Below are 14993 nucleotides of genomic sequence, written 5' to 3' on the forward strand. Positions count from 1 at the left end.
GCCGCTGGGCCGGCGGGACGGGGGTCGGCAGACGGTCACGTCCCGAGATCCTGTCCTGTGCCGTTCCTCCCGTACACCGGTGTGACCACGGCCACCGTGCACCGGCACGGCCGGACGGGGTCCCGGGTGGGTCCGGGACGCCGCGTCACCGCAGGTTGGTGGTGGCCCGGTAGAGGACCGCCGGGCCGTGGGCGGTGACCGGGACGCCGGCCGGCACGAACGCCGACTGCCCGCGCTCGACCACCACCTCGCCGTCGGGTCCGCCGAGCACCGCGCGGCCCTCCGTGCACAGCACCACCTGCGGGCCGCGGGTGCCCAGCGGGCCGGCCTGCTCGTCGAGCTGGACGCGGGTGAGGTCGAAGTCGTCGACCGGCACGGGGTAGCGCAGGCCGCCGGGACCCAGCACCGGGTGCAGGACCGGGATCTTGCCGTCGGAGAAGTCCAGGACCTCGATGAGCGCGGCGAGGTCGACGTGCTTGCTGGTCAGCCCGCCGCGCAGCACGTTGTCGGAGCTGGCCATGACCTCGACGCCGGCGCCGGAGAGGTAGGCGTGCAGGTTGCCCGCCGGCAGGAACACCGCCTCACCGGGGGCCAGCTTGAGGTGGTTGCACATCAGGGAGATGACCACGCCCGGGTCGCCCGGGTAGGCCTCGGCCAGCGTCGTCGCCCAGCGGTAGGTGTTGATGAACTCCGGGTCGTGGGCGGCGACGAAGCCGGCCGCCCGGTGGGCGACGACCTCGACCAGGTGCGTGCGCCGCTTGCCCGACAGCGCCAGCAGCTGCGGGATGGCCGCCTGCAGGCCGCCGCGCGCCAGCGCCGCGATGGTCGGCTTGAGCTCGGGCAGCTGCAGCTTGGCCAGGCAGTGCAGCGACTCCTCGACCGGCCGGAAGCCGCAGAGGGCCTCGAAGGTGGTCAGCGCGAGCAGCAGCTCCGGCTTGTGCCACGGGTCCTTGAAGGTGCGCGCCGGGTCGTCCTTGGGGACGCCGGCCGCCTCCTCGGCGGCGTAGCCCGCCCGCGCCTGGGCCATGGTGGGGTGGGCCTGCAGCGACAGCGGCCGGTCGGCGGCGAGCACCTTCATGAGGAACGGCAGCCGCGGACCGAAGCGCTCGACGACCGCCGGCCCGAGCAGCCGGTCGGGGTCGGCGGTGATGGCCGCGTCGAGGGGACGGCCGTCGGCCAGCACGCTCGGCTGGTCGGGGTGCGCGCCCATCCACAGCTCGGCGTAGGGCTCCTCGGCCGGGCTGGGCCGGCCGAGCAGTTCGGGGATGACGGTGCGGCTACCCCAGGGGTAGTGCCGGACCGCGCTGCTGAGCTGCCACATCGGCGTGGAGGCTACTGGCGCGCGCAGCGGGCGCGGACGGTCCGCTCCCGCCTCCCCCTCGAAGGGGGCGGACCTGCGGTCAGTGCGTCGTCGTCCCGGGGGCGGCGGGGTCCTTGCGCCGGTGCAGCGTCAGGCTCAGGACCAGCACGACCAGCCCGCCGACGACGAGCCCCACGACGGCGCTGGCCGCGGTGTTGACCAGCCAGCCCACGACCCCGCCGAGAGCACCGGTGGCCTCGTGCGCCAGTTCCTCGAGGTGGTGCACGAGGCCGTACACGGCGTGCAGGCCGAGCTCGTCGCTGCCGACGAGCAGGATGTGGCCGCCGACCCACAGCATCGCGACGGTGCCGACCACCGTGAGGGCGGTGAGCAGCCTGGGCATGGCCTTGACCAGCCCGCGGCCCAGCCCGGCCACGCCCTTGCGCTGCGACCGCGACAGGCGCAGCCCCGCGTCGTCCATCTTCACGATGAGCGCGACGACGCCGTAGACGAGGACGGTGATGAGCACGCCGACCACCGCGAGGATGGCCGCGCGGGACCAGAACCCCTCGCTGGCCACCTCGTTGAGCGAGATCACCATGATCTCCGCCGACAGGATGAGGTCGGTCCGCACCGCCCCGCGGACGAGGCTCTCCTCGTCGGGCGCCGCCTCCTCGGCGGTGGCGTGGTCGTCGTGGCCGCCCCGGAGCCGGTGCCAGATCTTCTCGGCGCCCTCGTAGCAGAGGTAGGCCCCACCGACCATGAGGATCGGGGTGAGCAGCCACGGCAGGAACTCGCTGAGCAGCAGGATCGCCGGGAGGATGATCAGCAGCTTGTTGCGCAGCGACCCGACGGCGATGCGCCGGATGATCGGGATCTCGCGCTCGGCGGACAGCCCGCGCACGTACTGCGGGGTGACCGCGGTGTCGTCGACGACGACACCGGCGGCCTTCACGCCGGCCCGCCCGGCGGCGGCGCCGACGTCGTCGATGGAGGCAGCGGCGGCGCGGGCGATGAGCGCCACGTCGTCGAACAGGGCCACGAGTCCACCGGCCACGGGAGGTCCTTCCAGTCGGTGAGCGGTCCGGGTGCCAGTACCCGGAGGCGGCGGGTCGGAACGCGCACGTCCGGTGGACCTCCGGTGACGGGGGTCGCCGGTGCGCTCAGCGGCGCAGTGCCCGCTCCTGGTCGAGGGCGAGGGCCAGGTAGACGGCGCTGAAGTCGGCGACCGCCAGCTGCCGCGCCAGGCGGGGCAGCCGGCCGTGGCGGTCCGGGTCGCCGTGCTCGGCCAGGCCGCTGACCGGGACGTTGCCGCTGGCCGCGGTGCGCAGCACCTCCGCCATCGCCTCCTGCGCCGAGCGCGGCTCGCGCTCCCCCGCGCCGTCGTGCTGGGCGGCGTCGGTGTCGCGGACGGTGAGCAGCCGCAGCCGCCGGCCGGTGTCCTCGGCGCGGTCGCGGAAGAAGTCGTCGGGGTCGCCGGCGGCCAGCGGCCCGGACAGGACGGCGCAGGCGGCCACCCGCTGGTCGGGCAGCCGGAACCCGCTGCTGGGCAGGCCGGCGAGGGTGGCGAGCTGGTCGGCGAAGCGGTCGGCGACGGTGTCGGCCAGCGGCCCCTCGGCGGCGATCACCGGGAACGCGTCGAGCAGCTCGAGGGCGAGGGTCTTGGCCGGGTTGACGAAGGACTCCTGCGCCGGCCCGCACTCGACGGCGATCTCGTCGAGGGCCTCGGCGATCGCCGCCGGGTCGGCCACCTCCGGCCGCAGCAGCCCGAGGTCGGTGGCCAGCCGCAGCAGCGGCGTCAGCAGCGACCACAGCGTGGTGTGCCGGACCCGCGAGCGCGGCAGCGGCACGTAGGGCATCCGCGCCGTCGAGCAGGCCGCCCGCAGCGGGGCGTCCTCGGCGCCGATGCCGAGCAGGGTCACGCCGCGGCGGGCGGCCTCGTAGGCGGGGGTGACCGCGTACCGGCCGGCGCCGGTGCGGGTGGCGACGACGGCGACGTCGGTCGGGCCGGTCCACACCGGCAGGTCCGGGCCGGGCACGACGTCGACGGTGACCGGGCTCGACGGGCCCAGCAGCGCGCGCAGCACCGACGCGGCCACGGCCCCCTCCCGGCGGGCGACGATCACCAGCCCGCGCGGGCGTCCTCCCCCGGTGACCGTCTCCAGGCCCGCCTCGTCGACCAGCCGCGAGGTCTCGCGGACCTGCGCGCCGGCACCGGCGACGGCGGGCAGCAGGCCGCGCGGGTCGCGGGCGCGCAGCACCTCGGGGTCGTCGAGGACCTCCTCGGCCAGCTCCGGCGAGGTCACGGCGTCGCCGGCCCGCCGCCGGGGCGCCGGTCCCCGCCCGCCCGCCGGTCCCGCGCCTCGTCGAGCAGCAGCACCGGGATGCCGTCGCGCACCGGGTAGGCGCGGCCGCACGTGTCGCACACCAGCTCGCCGGCCGCCTCGTCGACGGTGAGCGGGCTGTGGTGGGTGTCGGGGCAGGCGAGGATCCCCAGCAGCACCGGGTCCAGCCCGAGCGGGCCTGCAGCGGTCATGCGCGCACCATCTCCAGCACTCGGTCCCTGAGCCGTTCCATCCGCGCCCGGTCGGGCGCCTCGACGTTGAGCCGCAGCAGCGGCTCGGTGTTGCTCGCCCGCAGGTTGAACCAGGAGCCGTCGGGGAGGTCGACGGTCAGCCCGTCGAGCTCGTCGAACGTCGCGCCGTCGGCCTCGAACGCCTCGCGGACGGCGGCGGTGCGCCCCGCGGCGTCGTCGACGGTGGAGTTGATCTCCCCCGAGGCGGCGTAGCGGCTGTAGGCGGCGGTCAGCTCCGACAGCGGCCGGCTCTGCTCCCCGAGCGCGGCGAGCACGTGCATGGCGGCGAGCATCCCGGTGTCGGCGCGCCAGAAGTCGCGGAAGTAGTAGTGCGCGGAGTGCTCGCCGCCGAACACGGCGTCGGTGCGGGCCATCTCGGCCTTGATGAACGAGTGCCCCACGCGGGTGCGTACCGGCTGCCCGCCGTGCTCGCGGACGATCTCGGGCACCGCGCGGGAGGTGATCAGGTTGTGGATGACCGTCGTCCCGCGGCCCTTGGCCAGCTCGCGGACGGCGACCAGCGCGGTGACCGCCGAGGGGCTGACCGGCTCGCCGCGCTCGTCGACGACGAACACGCGGTCGGCGTCGCCGTCGAAGGCCAGGCCGATGTCGGCGCCCTCGCGGCGGACGGCCTCCTGCAGGTCGACGAGGTTGGCCGGGTCCAGGGGGTTGGCCTCGTGGTTGGGGAAGGTGCCGTCGAGCTCGAAGTACAGCGGGACGACGTCGAGGGGCAGCCCGTCGAGCACGACCGGCACGGTGTGCCCGCCCATGCCGTTGCCGGCGTCGACGACGACCCGCAGCGGCCGGATCGTCGAGAGGTCGACCAGCGAGTGCAGGTGCGCGGCGTACTCGTGCAGCACGTCGCGGGAGGCGGTCTCGCCGGCCCGGTCGACGGTGCGCTCGTAGCCGTCGCGCTCGGCCCACTCGCGGATGGTGGCCAGCCCCGAGTCCTGCCCGATCGGGGCGGCGCCGGCGCGGCAGAGCTTGATGCCGTTGTACTGCGCCGGGTTGTGGCTGGCGGTGAACATCGCGCCCGGCACGTCGAGCGACCCGGCGGCGAAGTACAGCAGGTCGGTGGAGCCCAGCCCCGCCTCGACGACGTCGACGCCGCGGGAGCGGACGCCCTCGGCGAACGCCCGCGACAGCGGGACCGAGGAGGGGCGCATGTCGTGCGCGGTGACGACGGTGGTCGCGCCGCTCTCGGTCGCCACGAACTCGGCGAACGCGGCGCCGATGCGCCGTGCGACGTCCTCGTCCCACTCGTCGGGGACCACGCCCCGGACGTCGTAGGCCTTGATGATCGACGACAGACCTGCCACTGCCCACCCTCGCCTGGAGCCGTGCCCGGGCCGTCCCCGGTGCCGGTCGACCCTATAAGGACCCTCGCGAGGACCCCATCCCTCACCGCTCGCAAGCTCGCGGCGAGCCTCCGGACAGGGCCTCCAGCGCCTCGCACGCTCGGCGCGAGCCTCTGGACGGGGCCGACGGGGACGGCGGGGTCCTCCGTCTAGTCCAGGTCGGGCAGCACCCGCAGGTGGCCGCGGCGGGTGCCGCGGCCGTCGTCGGCCGGGGCGCGCGGGGGCTCGGGGCGGGCCGCCTCCCGGACGGCGTCGGCCAGCGCGAGCAGGTCGTCCCCGGTCGGGCCGGAGTCCTCGACGTCGATCTCGTGCCGGACGACCTCCCAGCCCCGCGGCACGGTGAGCCGCTCGGCGTGGAACTCGCAGAGGTCGTAGCTGTGCGGTTCGGAGAACGTGGCCAACGGGCCGACGACGGCGGTCGACTCGGCGTAGACGTAGGTCAGGGTCGCCGCCGCCGGTTGCGCGCAGCCGCTGCGCGAGCAGCGACGTGACTGCCTCACCACCGGTTCCTCACGCGAGGCACAGTAGCCGCGTGCGGGGTCTCCGGCGAGCAGGCGCACCGCTCGCCGGCCCCTCCTCTCCCATCCAACCCGACGTCCCCGCGCGCCCCGCCACCGGGTCGCCGCCGGCACGACCAGGGGCGCCGCGGACCGCCCGCGGCGCACGCTGCCCGACCGCTGCGGCGCGCCGTACGCTCGCCCCGCCATGAGCCGACCCGCCCCGCGCCCCTCCGCCGGCCCGCCCCGCTCCCGCCGCGACCGGCACGGCCGGGGGCTGCGCGGCCGCCTGGTCCCCGACGAGGTGCCGCTGTCGCGCAGCCGCGCCGAGCAGTTCGACGACCTCGTCCTGGACGCGGTCGAGGACATCGAGCGGCGCTGGGAGCGCGAGCTGGCCGGGGTGGAGTTCGCCGTCGAGGACGTGCCCTGGGTCGACCACACCAGCCCCGACGAGGTCGTCCTCGACCCCGACGTCCTCGACGACGCCACGGTGCCGCTGGCGCGGGTCCTGCCCGCCCACCGCGAGGACGGCCGGGACGTGCCCGCGCGGATCGTCGTCTACCGGCGGCCGTTGGAGATCCGGGCGCACGACCGCGACGACCTCGCCGACCTCGTGCGCGACGTCGTCGTCGACCAGGTGGCCGTGCTGCTGGGCCGCGACCCCGAGGAGATCGACCCCACCGCCTGAAGCGGCTACCGGCCGCCCGGGGCGACGGGGCTGCCGAGCTCCTCGGCCATCCGGCGCGCCTCGTCGAGGCGGGCGCGGGCGAAGGCGACGTCGAGCCCGTCGCCGCGGTCGGCGCGGGTCAGCCGGGCCACCAGCTGCTCGAGGGCCACCGCGTGCCACAGCAGGCCCACGTCGGGTTCCTCCCAGCCTGCGGTGCGGGAGAGCACGACCTCGCCGACCTGCGCCCGGTCCTGCGCGCCGGGGGTGGTGGCCCACAGCGTCAGCAGGTCGCGGTGGCGGGGCGCGGCGCGCACGCCGGACCACTCGAGCACGACCAGCCGCTGCTCGCCCTCGGGCGCGTCGCCGTCGAGGACGAGGTTGGCCGCGCGGTAGTCGCCGTGCCCGACCTCCGACAGCGGCAGCTGGGCCGCGGCGGCGCGGACGGCGCGCAGCTCGCCCAGCCGCAGGCCGCCGCGCAGCAGCCGGCCGGTGTCGCCGACCGTCGACCGCGCCCGGCGCAGCGCGGGACCCGCGGGTGGCGACCAGGGCTGCCCGGGCGGGACCGGCAGCGGCGCGATGCGCACCGCCGTCTCCACCGCCGCCGCCGTCCACCGCTGGCCGCCGGAGGGCCCGGGGTGGACCCGGCGCGACAGCAGCCAGCGGCCGTCGTCGGCGGCGGCGAGCACCTCCGGGACGCCGACCTTGCGCTCCTCGGCCCAGCGCCGGCCGCGCAGCTCCGCGCGCAGCCGGCGGCGGCCGCTCTCGGTGACGGCGAGGTCGAGGACCCGGTCGGCCAGCACGCCCTGCACCACGCCGAGGCGCGCGGTGAGGTCGGCGACCGACAGCACCGGCTGGGCGACGCCGAGCTCGGTGAGCAGCGAGGTCACGCGGTCGCGGATCCCGGACGACGTCGTCTCGCTCTCGGCCACCCGGGGATCGTGTCAGGGCGCCGCCCCTGCCGCACGCAGGCGCCCTGCGATGCTCTGGGGGATGGACCCCGCCGCGCCGATCGCCGCCTGGGGAGTGCTCGCCGCGGCGCTGCCGGCGCTGGTCGCGGTGGCGGTGCTGCTGGCCCGCACCCCGCCGCCCACCCGCACGGCGCCCGACTCACCCCGAGACGCCCCACCCCCTGACGCGGCGCGGCACTGGGCGCACGACGACCTCCCCGGGTTCCTCGAGGCGCCGCCGGGCACGCCCGCCCGCCCGGTCCCGGCACGGGCGGAGCCGCTCGCCGAGACCGAGGAGGAGCCGGTCACCCGCGCGGTGGCGGGGCTCGCCGCGGCGGCGCTGGCGCTGGTCGCCGTCCTCGCCGGCGTCGCGCTGGTCACCGGCCGCGCGGGCGAGTCCCCGGCGGCGGCCCCCCCGACCACCGCCGCCCCGTCCCCCTCGGCCCCCGCGCCGGCGCCCCGCACGCCGGACCTGCCCCCGGTGCCGGCCGACCCGCTGTCCGGTGAGCGCGGCGCCGGGCTGCTCGCGGTGCGCTCCGTCCCGCTCGGCGACGACGGCACGAGTGCCCGGGCGGCCTTCGGCGGGCTGGTGCTGGAGCACCGCGCGGTCGGGGTGACCGTCGCCTACCCGGCGGTGAGCGTCACCGTCGGCGAGGACGGCACGGCCCTGGCGCACGTGCGGCTGCCCACCTGGAACTGCCTGGGCACCACCGCCCCCGACGACCCGGCCGACGCCGGCTGCACGCCCACCGGCACCGAGTACGCCGACCTGCCGACCCCGGCGCTGGGCGTGACCCGGGACGGCGACGCGCTGCGGGTGGCCGGGCGCTTCCCCACCTACACGCGACCGGCCGGCACGCCGCCGGCCTACACCGGCCGGGTCTACGACCTCAGCGTCACCGTGGCCCCGGCCGCGCCGCTGGAGGACGGCGAGGCGCCCGCGGAGGGGACGGTGTTCCTCGGCACCGAGCGGGCGGAGTCGCTCGCCGACCCGCTGCTCAGCCGCGTGCACGTCGCGGGCTGACCGGCAGCAGCGGCACGACGCGGTCGGCCACCGCGCGCACCACCCGGCCGCGGCCGACCACCGAGACGCCGACCAGTGGCGCGCCGGCCTCCTCACGCAGCCCCTCCGAGGCAGCCCGACCCCACCAGGGCAGCCGGTCCCCGCCGGCCGGGTCGCCGTCGAGGAGGGTGAGCAGGGCGGCGCGCGGCCGGCCCCCGTCGGTGACCGTGGCCACCTCGAGCCGGCCGAGGGCGGCGTGCAGCCGGGCGGCGGCGCGCACCAGGTCGCGGGCGCGGGGGTCGCGCTCGCCAGCCAGCAGGGCCGGCAGCGCGGCGTCGACCGCCCGGGCGTCCCGGCTGCGGACCAGCCGGCCGGGGACGGTGGCGAGGTCGTCGACCAGGCGCCGGCTGCGGGCGGTGGCCACGACCGCGTCGGGTCGCAGCCGGCCCAGCGCGCGCACCGTCGGGTCGCCCAGCGGCAGCCCGGCCAGCCGCATCCGCCAGGGCCGGCGCAGCGAGGTGAGCAGGCCGAGCAGCCCGGCGGCCAGCCGCGCGGCGGCGTCCTCGTCGCGGGCGGGCAGCCGGGCGGCGGGCCGGCCACCGGGGACGGGCAGGCCGTCACCGAGCAGCGTGGCGGTGACCACGGGACCGGAGGTGGCCAGGGCGAGCAGCGCGAGGGCGTCGGGCGGGCCCGGCCGGTGCGGCTCGACCACCACCGCGGCGGGCACCAGCCGTGGCCGGCGAGCGGCCTGCACCGACAGCACGGTGGTCAGCCAGGGTGCCGACGCGGTCAGCGGGGCCCGGACGGCGCGGGCCAGCGGCACCGCGGCGCGGACCTCGCGCGCGACCTGCGCCCGCCCCAGGACGACGCGGGTGCCCCGCCCCGCCGTCTCACCGCTGCCGGGGCCCACCCCTCCATCCGACCACTCCACCCGGCCCCGCGCCGTCCGGATACCCGGCCCGGGGACGCCGCAGCCCCCGACGGCGGTGCCGTCGGGGGCTGCGGTGGTGGACGGGGGGTGTCGCACGGCGGTGTGTCGGACGGTCCCGTCGGGCCGCTGTGGGCGGCCCGGTGGTTCAGATGGCGCGGCGGCGCAGCCGGCGGCGCTCCCGCTCGGAGAGCCCGCCCCAGATGCCGAACCGCTCGTCGTTGGCGAGCGCGTACTCGAGGCACTCGGCCTTGACCTCGCAGCCGGTGCAGATCTTCTTCGCCTCGCGGGTCGAGCCGCCCTTCTCCGGGAAGAACGCCTCGGGGTCGGTCTCGGCGCACAGCGCGCGCTCCTGCCAGGAGGCGACGTCGTCGGTCAGGCCCATGCCGAGCATGCCCATCAGCCCCTCGTCGGCCGGGCCGGCGCTGCGGCCGGCCCGCTCCGATGCGCCGATGTAGTCACTCAGCCACGAGACCTCTGCCATGACGATGCGTCCCCTCTCGCTGTCGTCCGGGCGCCGGGCGCCGGGACCGTCCCGGCGCTCCCCGCGCCTCACACCGCCGGAATTACACGCGTGTCGTTGCCCGAGCGTCAACTGCGCCCGGTGTAAGCGCTTGACCACAGGAGCCACACCCGTCACGGGTCGTTCGTCAGTTCTCGTGCACGTACCCGACACGCCCGTCGAACAGTGGACAACTGCCCATGGGGCACGATGACTTTCGTGGAGATCGTCGTGCTCGCCGGGGGGGTCGGCGGGGCCCGTTTCCTCACCGGTCTCCGGGAGGTCGCACCGCCGTCGTCGGTCACCGCGGTGGTCAACACCGGCGACGACGTCACGATGCACGGCCTGCGGATCTGCCCGGACCTCGACACCGTCGTCTACACCCTCGGCGGGGGCATCGACCCCGAGCGCGGCTGGGGCCGGGCCGGGGAGTCCTGGACGGTCAAGGAGGAGCTGGCCGCCTACGGCGCCGAGCCGACGTGGTTCGGGCTGGGCGACCGCGACCTGGCCACCCACCTGGTCCGCACGCGCATGCTCGACGCCGGCTACCCGCTCTCCGACGTCACCGCCGCGCTGGCCGCCCGCTGGCAGCCGGGGGTCACCGTGCTGCCGATGAGCGACCAGCGGGTGGAGACCCACGTCGTCGTCGACGACCCCGGCACCGGGCGGCGCAGCGCGATCCACTTCCAGGAGTGGTGGGTGCGCCACCGCGCCGAGCCGCAGCCGCACGCCTTCGTGCAGGTCGGCGCCGAGCAGGCCCGCCCGGCGCCCGGGGTGGTCGAGGCCCTGGCCCGCGCCGACGCCGTCGTCCTGGCGCCGTCGAACCCGGTGGTGTCGATCGGCACGATCCTCGGCGTGCCCGGCCTGCGCGACGCGCTGCGCGCCACCCCCGGCCGCGTCGTCGGGGTCTCCCCCGTCGTCGACGGCGGCGTGGTGCGCGGGATGGCCGACCGCTGCCTGCCGGTGCTCGGCGTGGAGGTCAGCGCCGAGGGCGTGGGCCGCCACTACGGCGCCCGGTCCGACGGCGGGCTGCTCGACGCCTGGCTGGTGCACACCGGCGACGCCGCGCAGGTGCCCGGCGTCGACGTCCGGGCGGTGCCGCTGCTCATGAGCTCGCCGGAGGCCACCGCGGCGATGGCCCGCGCCGCGCTGGACGCCGCGGGTGTCTAGCCCGGTCGACGGACTGCGGGTGCTGCCCGTGCGCGGGCTGCCGGAGTTCACCACCGGCGACGACCTGGCCGGGGCGGTGGCCGGGGCGGCGCCGTGGCTGGCCGACGGCGACGTCGTGGTCGTCACCTCCAAGGTCGTGTCCAAGGTGGAGGGCCGGGTGGTCGCCGTGCCACCGGGCGCCGACCGCGAGGCCGTCCGCCAGCGGGCCATCGACGCCGAGTCGGTGCGCGTGGTCGCCCGCCGCGGGCCGCTGCGCATCGTGGAGACCCGGCACGGCTGGGTGGTGGCCGCGGCCGGCATCGACGCCTCCAACGTGCCCGGCGACGCCCTGGTGCTGCTGCCCGAGGACGCCGACGCCTCGGCCCGCCGGCTGCGCGGCCGGTTGCGGGAGCTGCTCGGCGTCGAGGTGGCGGTGGTCGTCAGTGACACCTTCGGCCGCACCTGGCGGGAGGGGCTGACCGACGTCGCGGTCGGGTCGGCCGGCATCCCCCCGCTGACCGACCACCGCGGCGCCGTCGACGCGCACGGCAACCGGCTGGAGACCACGCAGGTCGCCGTCGTCGACGAGCTGGCCTCGGCCGCCGACCTGGTCAAGGGCAAGCTCGACGGCGTCCCGGTCGCCGTCGTCCGCGGGCTGGCCTTCGAGCCGCCCGGCGACGACCCCGGAGCCGACCCCGGCGCGCGGGCGCTGGTGCGGCTGGGGCCCGGCGACCTGTTCCCCTACGGCAGCCGCGACCTGGTCGGCAGCCGCCGGCCGGCGGCGGACCTGGTGCCCCGCGACGGCGACCGCGAGGCGGTGGCCGCGGCGTTCCGCGTGGCCAGCGCGGCGCTGCCGGAGTTCCCCGTGGTGCTGCGGCACGGCGGGGAGGGCGACGGCGTCGTCGACGTGCACCTGCCCGAGCGGGCCACCACCACCGCCGCGCTCAACCTCGGGGCGCTGCTCGGCGCGGTCGTCGTCCAGCTGCACGCCGAGGGCTGGACGACCCGCTGGGAGCCGGTGGGCACGCCCGGGGGCTCCTCCCTCGTCGGGAGGTTGTGGCTCGGTTCCCCCCGGGTCTGAGCGCCCCGCCGTCGGTAGGTTCGGCGGCCATGCGGGGGATCATCCTGGCCGGGGGCACCGGCAGCCGCCTCTTCCCGATCACGCAGGCGGTCAGCAAGCAGCTCATGCCGGTCTACGACAAGCCGATGGTCTACTACCCGCTGTCCACGCTGATGATGGCCGGGGTCCGCGAGGTGCTGGTCATCACCACCCCGGGCGACCAGGCAGCCTTCCGCGCGCTGCTGGGTGACGGCACCCGGCTGGGCATGCGCCTGGAGTACGCCGTGCAGGAGCGGCCGGAGGGGCTGGCGCAGGCGTTCCTCATCGGCGCGGACTTCCTCGGCGACCAGTCGGTGGCCCTGGTGCTGGGCGACAACATCTTCTACGGCGCGGGCCTCGGCACGGCGCTGGGCCGGCTGCCCGACCCCGACGGCGGGCACGTCTTCGCCTACCACGTGGCCAACCCGGCCGACTACGGCGTCGTCGAGTTCGACCGCGCGGGCCGGGTGCTGTCCATCGAGGAGAAGCCGGCCCGGCCGAAGAGCTCCTACGCCGTGCCGGGGCTGTACTTCTACGAGGCCGGCGTGGTCGACGTGGCCCGGTCGATCCGGCCCAGCGCCCGCGGCGAGCTGGAGATCACCGCCGTGAACGAGCACTACCTGCGCGAGGGCCGGCTCACCGTCACCGTCCTCGACCGGGGCACCGCCTGGCTCGACACCGGGACCTTCGCCTCGTTGCGTCAGGCGACGGAGTTCGTGTCGGTGGTCGAGGAGCGGCAGGGCCTCAAGGTCGGCTGCATCGAGGAGGTCGCCTGGCGGCAGGGCTGGCTCGACGACGACGGCCTGCGCCGCGCCGCGGAGCCGCTGGGCAAGAGCGGCTACGGCGACTACCTGCTCGCCCTGCTGGAGGACGGCCGCTGAGCCGGGTCCGCCCCGCCGGGATCAGGTGACCTGATCGTCGGGCGTCCTCCCGCACGGTGCACCGCGAGGGAGGATGCGCTGCGGCGAGGGAGGACGTGCTGCGGTGCGGGAGGACGGCGCCCGCTTGTCAGATGGCGCGCCGGGTCGTCGGGTGCGGCGCCGGGTCGTCGGGTGCGACGCCGGGTCGTCGGGTGCGACGCCGGGTCGTCAGATGCGGCGGTAGTTCGTCGGCGCCGTCCGCGGGCCGCGCCGGGGCGGCATGCTCCCGCCGACCCGCAGCAGCCGGACCACCCGCTGCCGGTGCCCGCGCCAGGGCTCCAGCAGCACCATCATCCCGTCGTCGTCGGTCTTGCGGCGGGCCAGCGACCAGCCCACCAGGTTCTTGAGGTGGTAGTCGCCGTAGCTCACGGTGTCGGGGCAGCCGTGGGTGCGCTGCACGACCTCCGCCGCTGTCCACACCCCGATCCCGGGGACGGTGCGCAGCCTCCGCTGCAGCGTCGGGGAGTCGCAGTCCGCGTCGGGCTCGAGGGCGTGGGCGACCGACGCCACGTGCAGCAGCGCCCGCCGGCGAGCGCCGTCGAGGCCGCAGCGGTGCCACTCCCAGTCGGTGACCTCGCGCAGCCGCCGCGGTGAGGGCAGCACCCGCATGCCCGCGGGGGTGGGCCCGGGCGCGGGGTCGCCGGCCAGCCGCAGCAGCGCCCGCCAGACGCGGTGCGCCTCGACCACGGTGACCTTCTGCTCGAGGACGGCGGGGACCAGCGCGTCCCAGGTCCGGCCGGTGCGGCTCAGCCGCAGGTCGGGCGTGCGGCGGGCGATCTCGCGCAGCAGCGGGTGGCCGCCGGGGTCGAAGCCCGCCGGGTCGTCGTCGGCACCGAGCCAGCCGGGCACGGCCGTGCCGGCCCACTCCGCTCCTGGCCCCCACGCCAGCACCTGCACCTCGCCGGCCCGGTGGGTGATCCGCACCGTGGCCGGCCCGCACGGGGTGGTCGTCGTCCGCCAGACGGCGTCGCCGTCCCACTGCATCGCCGGGTCACCGGCGCTGCGCTGGTGGGGGTACAGCACCGCCCGCAGGTCGAGCGGCCAGTCCGGCCGCCAGCGGTCGGCGAAGTCGGCGCCCTCGGTGCCGACGGTGTCGACGCCGTCGGGCGCGGGGCGCGGTGCCGGCGGGGTCGGGGCCGGCAGGGCTGTGGTCACGCGGGTCTCCGGGGAAGAGGGAGCCGTCCGGGTCGGGTCGGCGGGCGCCGGGGGTCAGCGCGGGGCCATGCGCAGCGCGCCGTCCATCCGGATGACCTCGCCGTTGAGGTAGCCGTGCTCGACGATGTCGAGCGCCAGCTGCGCGAAGTCCTCCGGGCGGCCCAGCCGCTTGGGGAAGGGGATGCCGTTGGCCAGCGCGGTGCGCGCCTCCTCGGGCAGGCCGCCGAGCAGCGGGGTGTCGACCAGCCCGGGCGCGATGGTGCACACCCGCACGCCGACGCTGGACAGGTCGCGGGCGGCGGGCAGGGTCATGCCGACGATGCCGCCCTTGGAGGCGCTGTAGGCGACCTGGCCGATCTGCCCGTCGAAGGCCGCGATCGAGGCGGTGTTGACGACGACGCCGCGCTCGCCGTCCTCCTCCGGCTCGGTGGCGGCCATCGCCGCGGCGGACAGGCGCAGCACGTTGAAGGTGCCCACCAGGTTGACCATGACGGTGCGGACGAACGGGTCGAGGTCGTGGGCGACGTTGCCCTTGCCGACGGTGCGCTGGGCCCAGCCGATGCCGGCGCAGTTGATCGCGATCCGCAGCGGCCGGTCCTTGCCGGTGGCGTCCTCGACCGCGGCGGCCACCTGCGACTCGTCGGTGACGTCGGTGCGGACGAACGTCGTGTGCCCGCCCAGCTCGCCGGCCAGCGCCTTCCCGCGCTCCTCGTTGAGGTCGAGGACGGTCACCGCGGCGCCGCGCGCGACCAGCGCACGGGTGGTGGCCTCCCCGAGGCCGGAGGCCCCGCCGGACACGACAGCTGCGACGTCGAAGCTCTGCATGCCCCGCATCCCACCACGCCCGGCGACGATCACCGCGCCGGGTGCCCGTGCCGACCTCGGGCGTGTGC

Annotated in this window: 16 protein-coding genes; 5 read left to right on the forward strand and 11 right to left on the reverse strand. The window is 76.9% G+C overall.

Going from position 1 to position 14993, the window contains the following annotated elements; genetic code table 11:
- Window positions 1-145: 145 nt before the first annotated feature.
- From manA to ACI8AD_RS18420, 6 genes are all read right to left on the reverse strand, one after another.
- Entirely contained in the window at window positions 146-1321 is a 1176-nt protein-coding gene (manA, locus tag ACI8AD_RS18395; protein WP_456871970.1) for a mannose-6-phosphate isomerase, class I, read from the reverse strand.
- 79 nt (window positions 1322-1400) lie between these two features.
- Entirely contained in the window at window positions 1401-2357 is a 957-nt protein-coding gene (locus ACI8AD_RS18400) for a DUF808 domain-containing protein (RefSeq protein WP_456871971.1), read from the reverse strand.
- 106 nt (window positions 2358-2463) lie between these two features.
- Complete coding sequence (locus ACI8AD_RS18405) at window positions 2464-3606, reverse strand: SIS domain-containing protein (RefSeq protein ID WP_456871972.1); 1143 nt, start codon at window positions 3604-3606, stop codon at window positions 2464-2466.
- Entirely contained in the window at window positions 3603-3836 is a 234-nt protein-coding gene (locus ACI8AD_RS18410; RefSeq protein WP_456871973.1) for a Trm112 family protein, read from the reverse strand. The genes ACI8AD_RS18405 and ACI8AD_RS18410 overlap by 4 nt, the downstream gene beginning before the upstream one ends.
- Window positions 3833-5194, reverse strand: coding sequence for a phosphomannomutase/phosphoglucomutase (locus ACI8AD_RS18415; RefSeq protein ID WP_456871974.1), 1362 nt, complete (start codon window positions 5192-5194; stop codon window positions 3833-3835). The genes ACI8AD_RS18410 and ACI8AD_RS18415 overlap by 4 nt, the downstream gene beginning before the upstream one ends.
- 188 nt (window positions 5195-5382) lie before the next feature.
- Window positions 5383-5733, reverse strand: coding sequence for a DUF3499 domain-containing protein (locus ACI8AD_RS18420; protein ID WP_089402638.1), 351 nt, complete (start codon window positions 5731-5733; stop codon window positions 5383-5385).
- 205 nt (window positions 5734-5938) lie between these two features.
- Here ACI8AD_RS18420 and ACI8AD_RS18425 point away from each other — a divergent pair, with 205 nt between their 5' ends.
- Complete coding sequence (locus ACI8AD_RS18425) at window positions 5939-6418, forward strand: metallopeptidase family protein (protein WP_089402248.1); 480 nt, start codon at window positions 5939-5941, stop codon at window positions 6416-6418.
- Between the two features lie 5 nt (window positions 6419-6423).
- Here ACI8AD_RS18425 and ACI8AD_RS18430 read toward each other — a convergent pair whose 3' ends face one another.
- A complete protein-coding gene (locus ACI8AD_RS18430; protein ID WP_456871975.1) occupies window positions 6424-7326 on the reverse strand; it encodes a hypothetical protein in 903 nt (300 codons plus the stop codon).
- Window positions 7327-7387: 61 nt separating this feature from the next.
- Between ACI8AD_RS18430 and ACI8AD_RS18435 the strand changes: the two genes are divergently transcribed.
- Entirely contained in the window at window positions 7388-8368 is a 981-nt protein-coding gene (locus ACI8AD_RS18435; RefSeq protein ID WP_456871976.1) for a hypothetical protein, read from the forward strand.
- On the opposite strand, the gene ACI8AD_RS18440 is transcribed toward ACI8AD_RS18435, so the two are convergent.
- Together ACI8AD_RS18440 and ACI8AD_RS18445 are read right to left on the reverse strand one after the other, a co-directional pair.
- Complete coding sequence (locus ACI8AD_RS18440) at window positions 8343-9257, reverse strand: hypothetical protein (protein WP_456871977.1); 915 nt, start codon at window positions 9255-9257, stop codon at window positions 8343-8345. The genes ACI8AD_RS18435 and ACI8AD_RS18440 overlap by 26 nt on opposite strands.
- A gap of 166 nt (window positions 9258-9423) precedes the next feature.
- On the reverse strand, window positions 9424-9675 hold the full coding sequence (locus tag ACI8AD_RS18445) for a WhiB family transcriptional regulator (RefSeq protein WP_176449815.1): 252 nt from the start codon (window positions 9673-9675) through the stop codon (window positions 9424-9426).
- Between the two features lie 312 nt (window positions 9676-9987).
- On the opposite strand from ACI8AD_RS18445, the gene cofD reads away from it, so the two are divergent.
- From cofD to rfbA, 3 genes are read left to right on the forward strand one after another with little or no spacing between them, the layout of a single operon-like run.
- Entirely contained in the window at window positions 9988-10947 is a 960-nt protein-coding gene (gene cofD / locus ACI8AD_RS18450) for a 2-phospho-L-lactate transferase (protein ID WP_456871978.1), read from the forward strand.
- Window positions 10940-12007: a coenzyme F420-0:L-glutamate ligase gene (locus ACI8AD_RS18455; protein ID WP_456871979.1), complete on the forward strand. Its 1068-nt coding sequence runs from the start codon at window positions 10940-10942 to the stop codon at window positions 12005-12007. The genes cofD and ACI8AD_RS18455 overlap by 8 nt, the downstream gene beginning before the upstream one ends.
- A gap of 29 nt (window positions 12008-12036) precedes the next feature.
- Entirely contained in the window at window positions 12037-12906 is an 870-nt protein-coding gene (rfbA, locus tag ACI8AD_RS18460) for a glucose-1-phosphate thymidylyltransferase RfbA (protein WP_456871980.1), read from the forward strand.
- A gap of 207 nt (window positions 12907-13113) precedes the next feature.
- On the opposite strand, the gene ACI8AD_RS18465 is transcribed toward rfbA, so the two are convergent.
- Together ACI8AD_RS18465 and ACI8AD_RS18470 are read right to left on the reverse strand one after the other, a co-directional pair.
- Window positions 13114-14100, reverse strand: coding sequence for a DNA-3-methyladenine glycosylase family protein (locus ACI8AD_RS18465; RefSeq protein WP_456871981.1), 987 nt, complete (start codon window positions 14098-14100; stop codon window positions 13114-13116).
- Between the two features lie 54 nt (window positions 14101-14154).
- Complete coding sequence (locus ACI8AD_RS18470; RefSeq protein ID WP_456871982.1) at window positions 14155-14925, reverse strand: SDR family NAD(P)-dependent oxidoreductase; 771 nt, start codon at window positions 14923-14925, stop codon at window positions 14155-14157.
- Between the last annotated feature and the right edge of the window lie 68 nt (window positions 14926-14993).

This window comes from Geodermatophilus sp. SYSU D00766 (genome assembly GCF_054049915.1).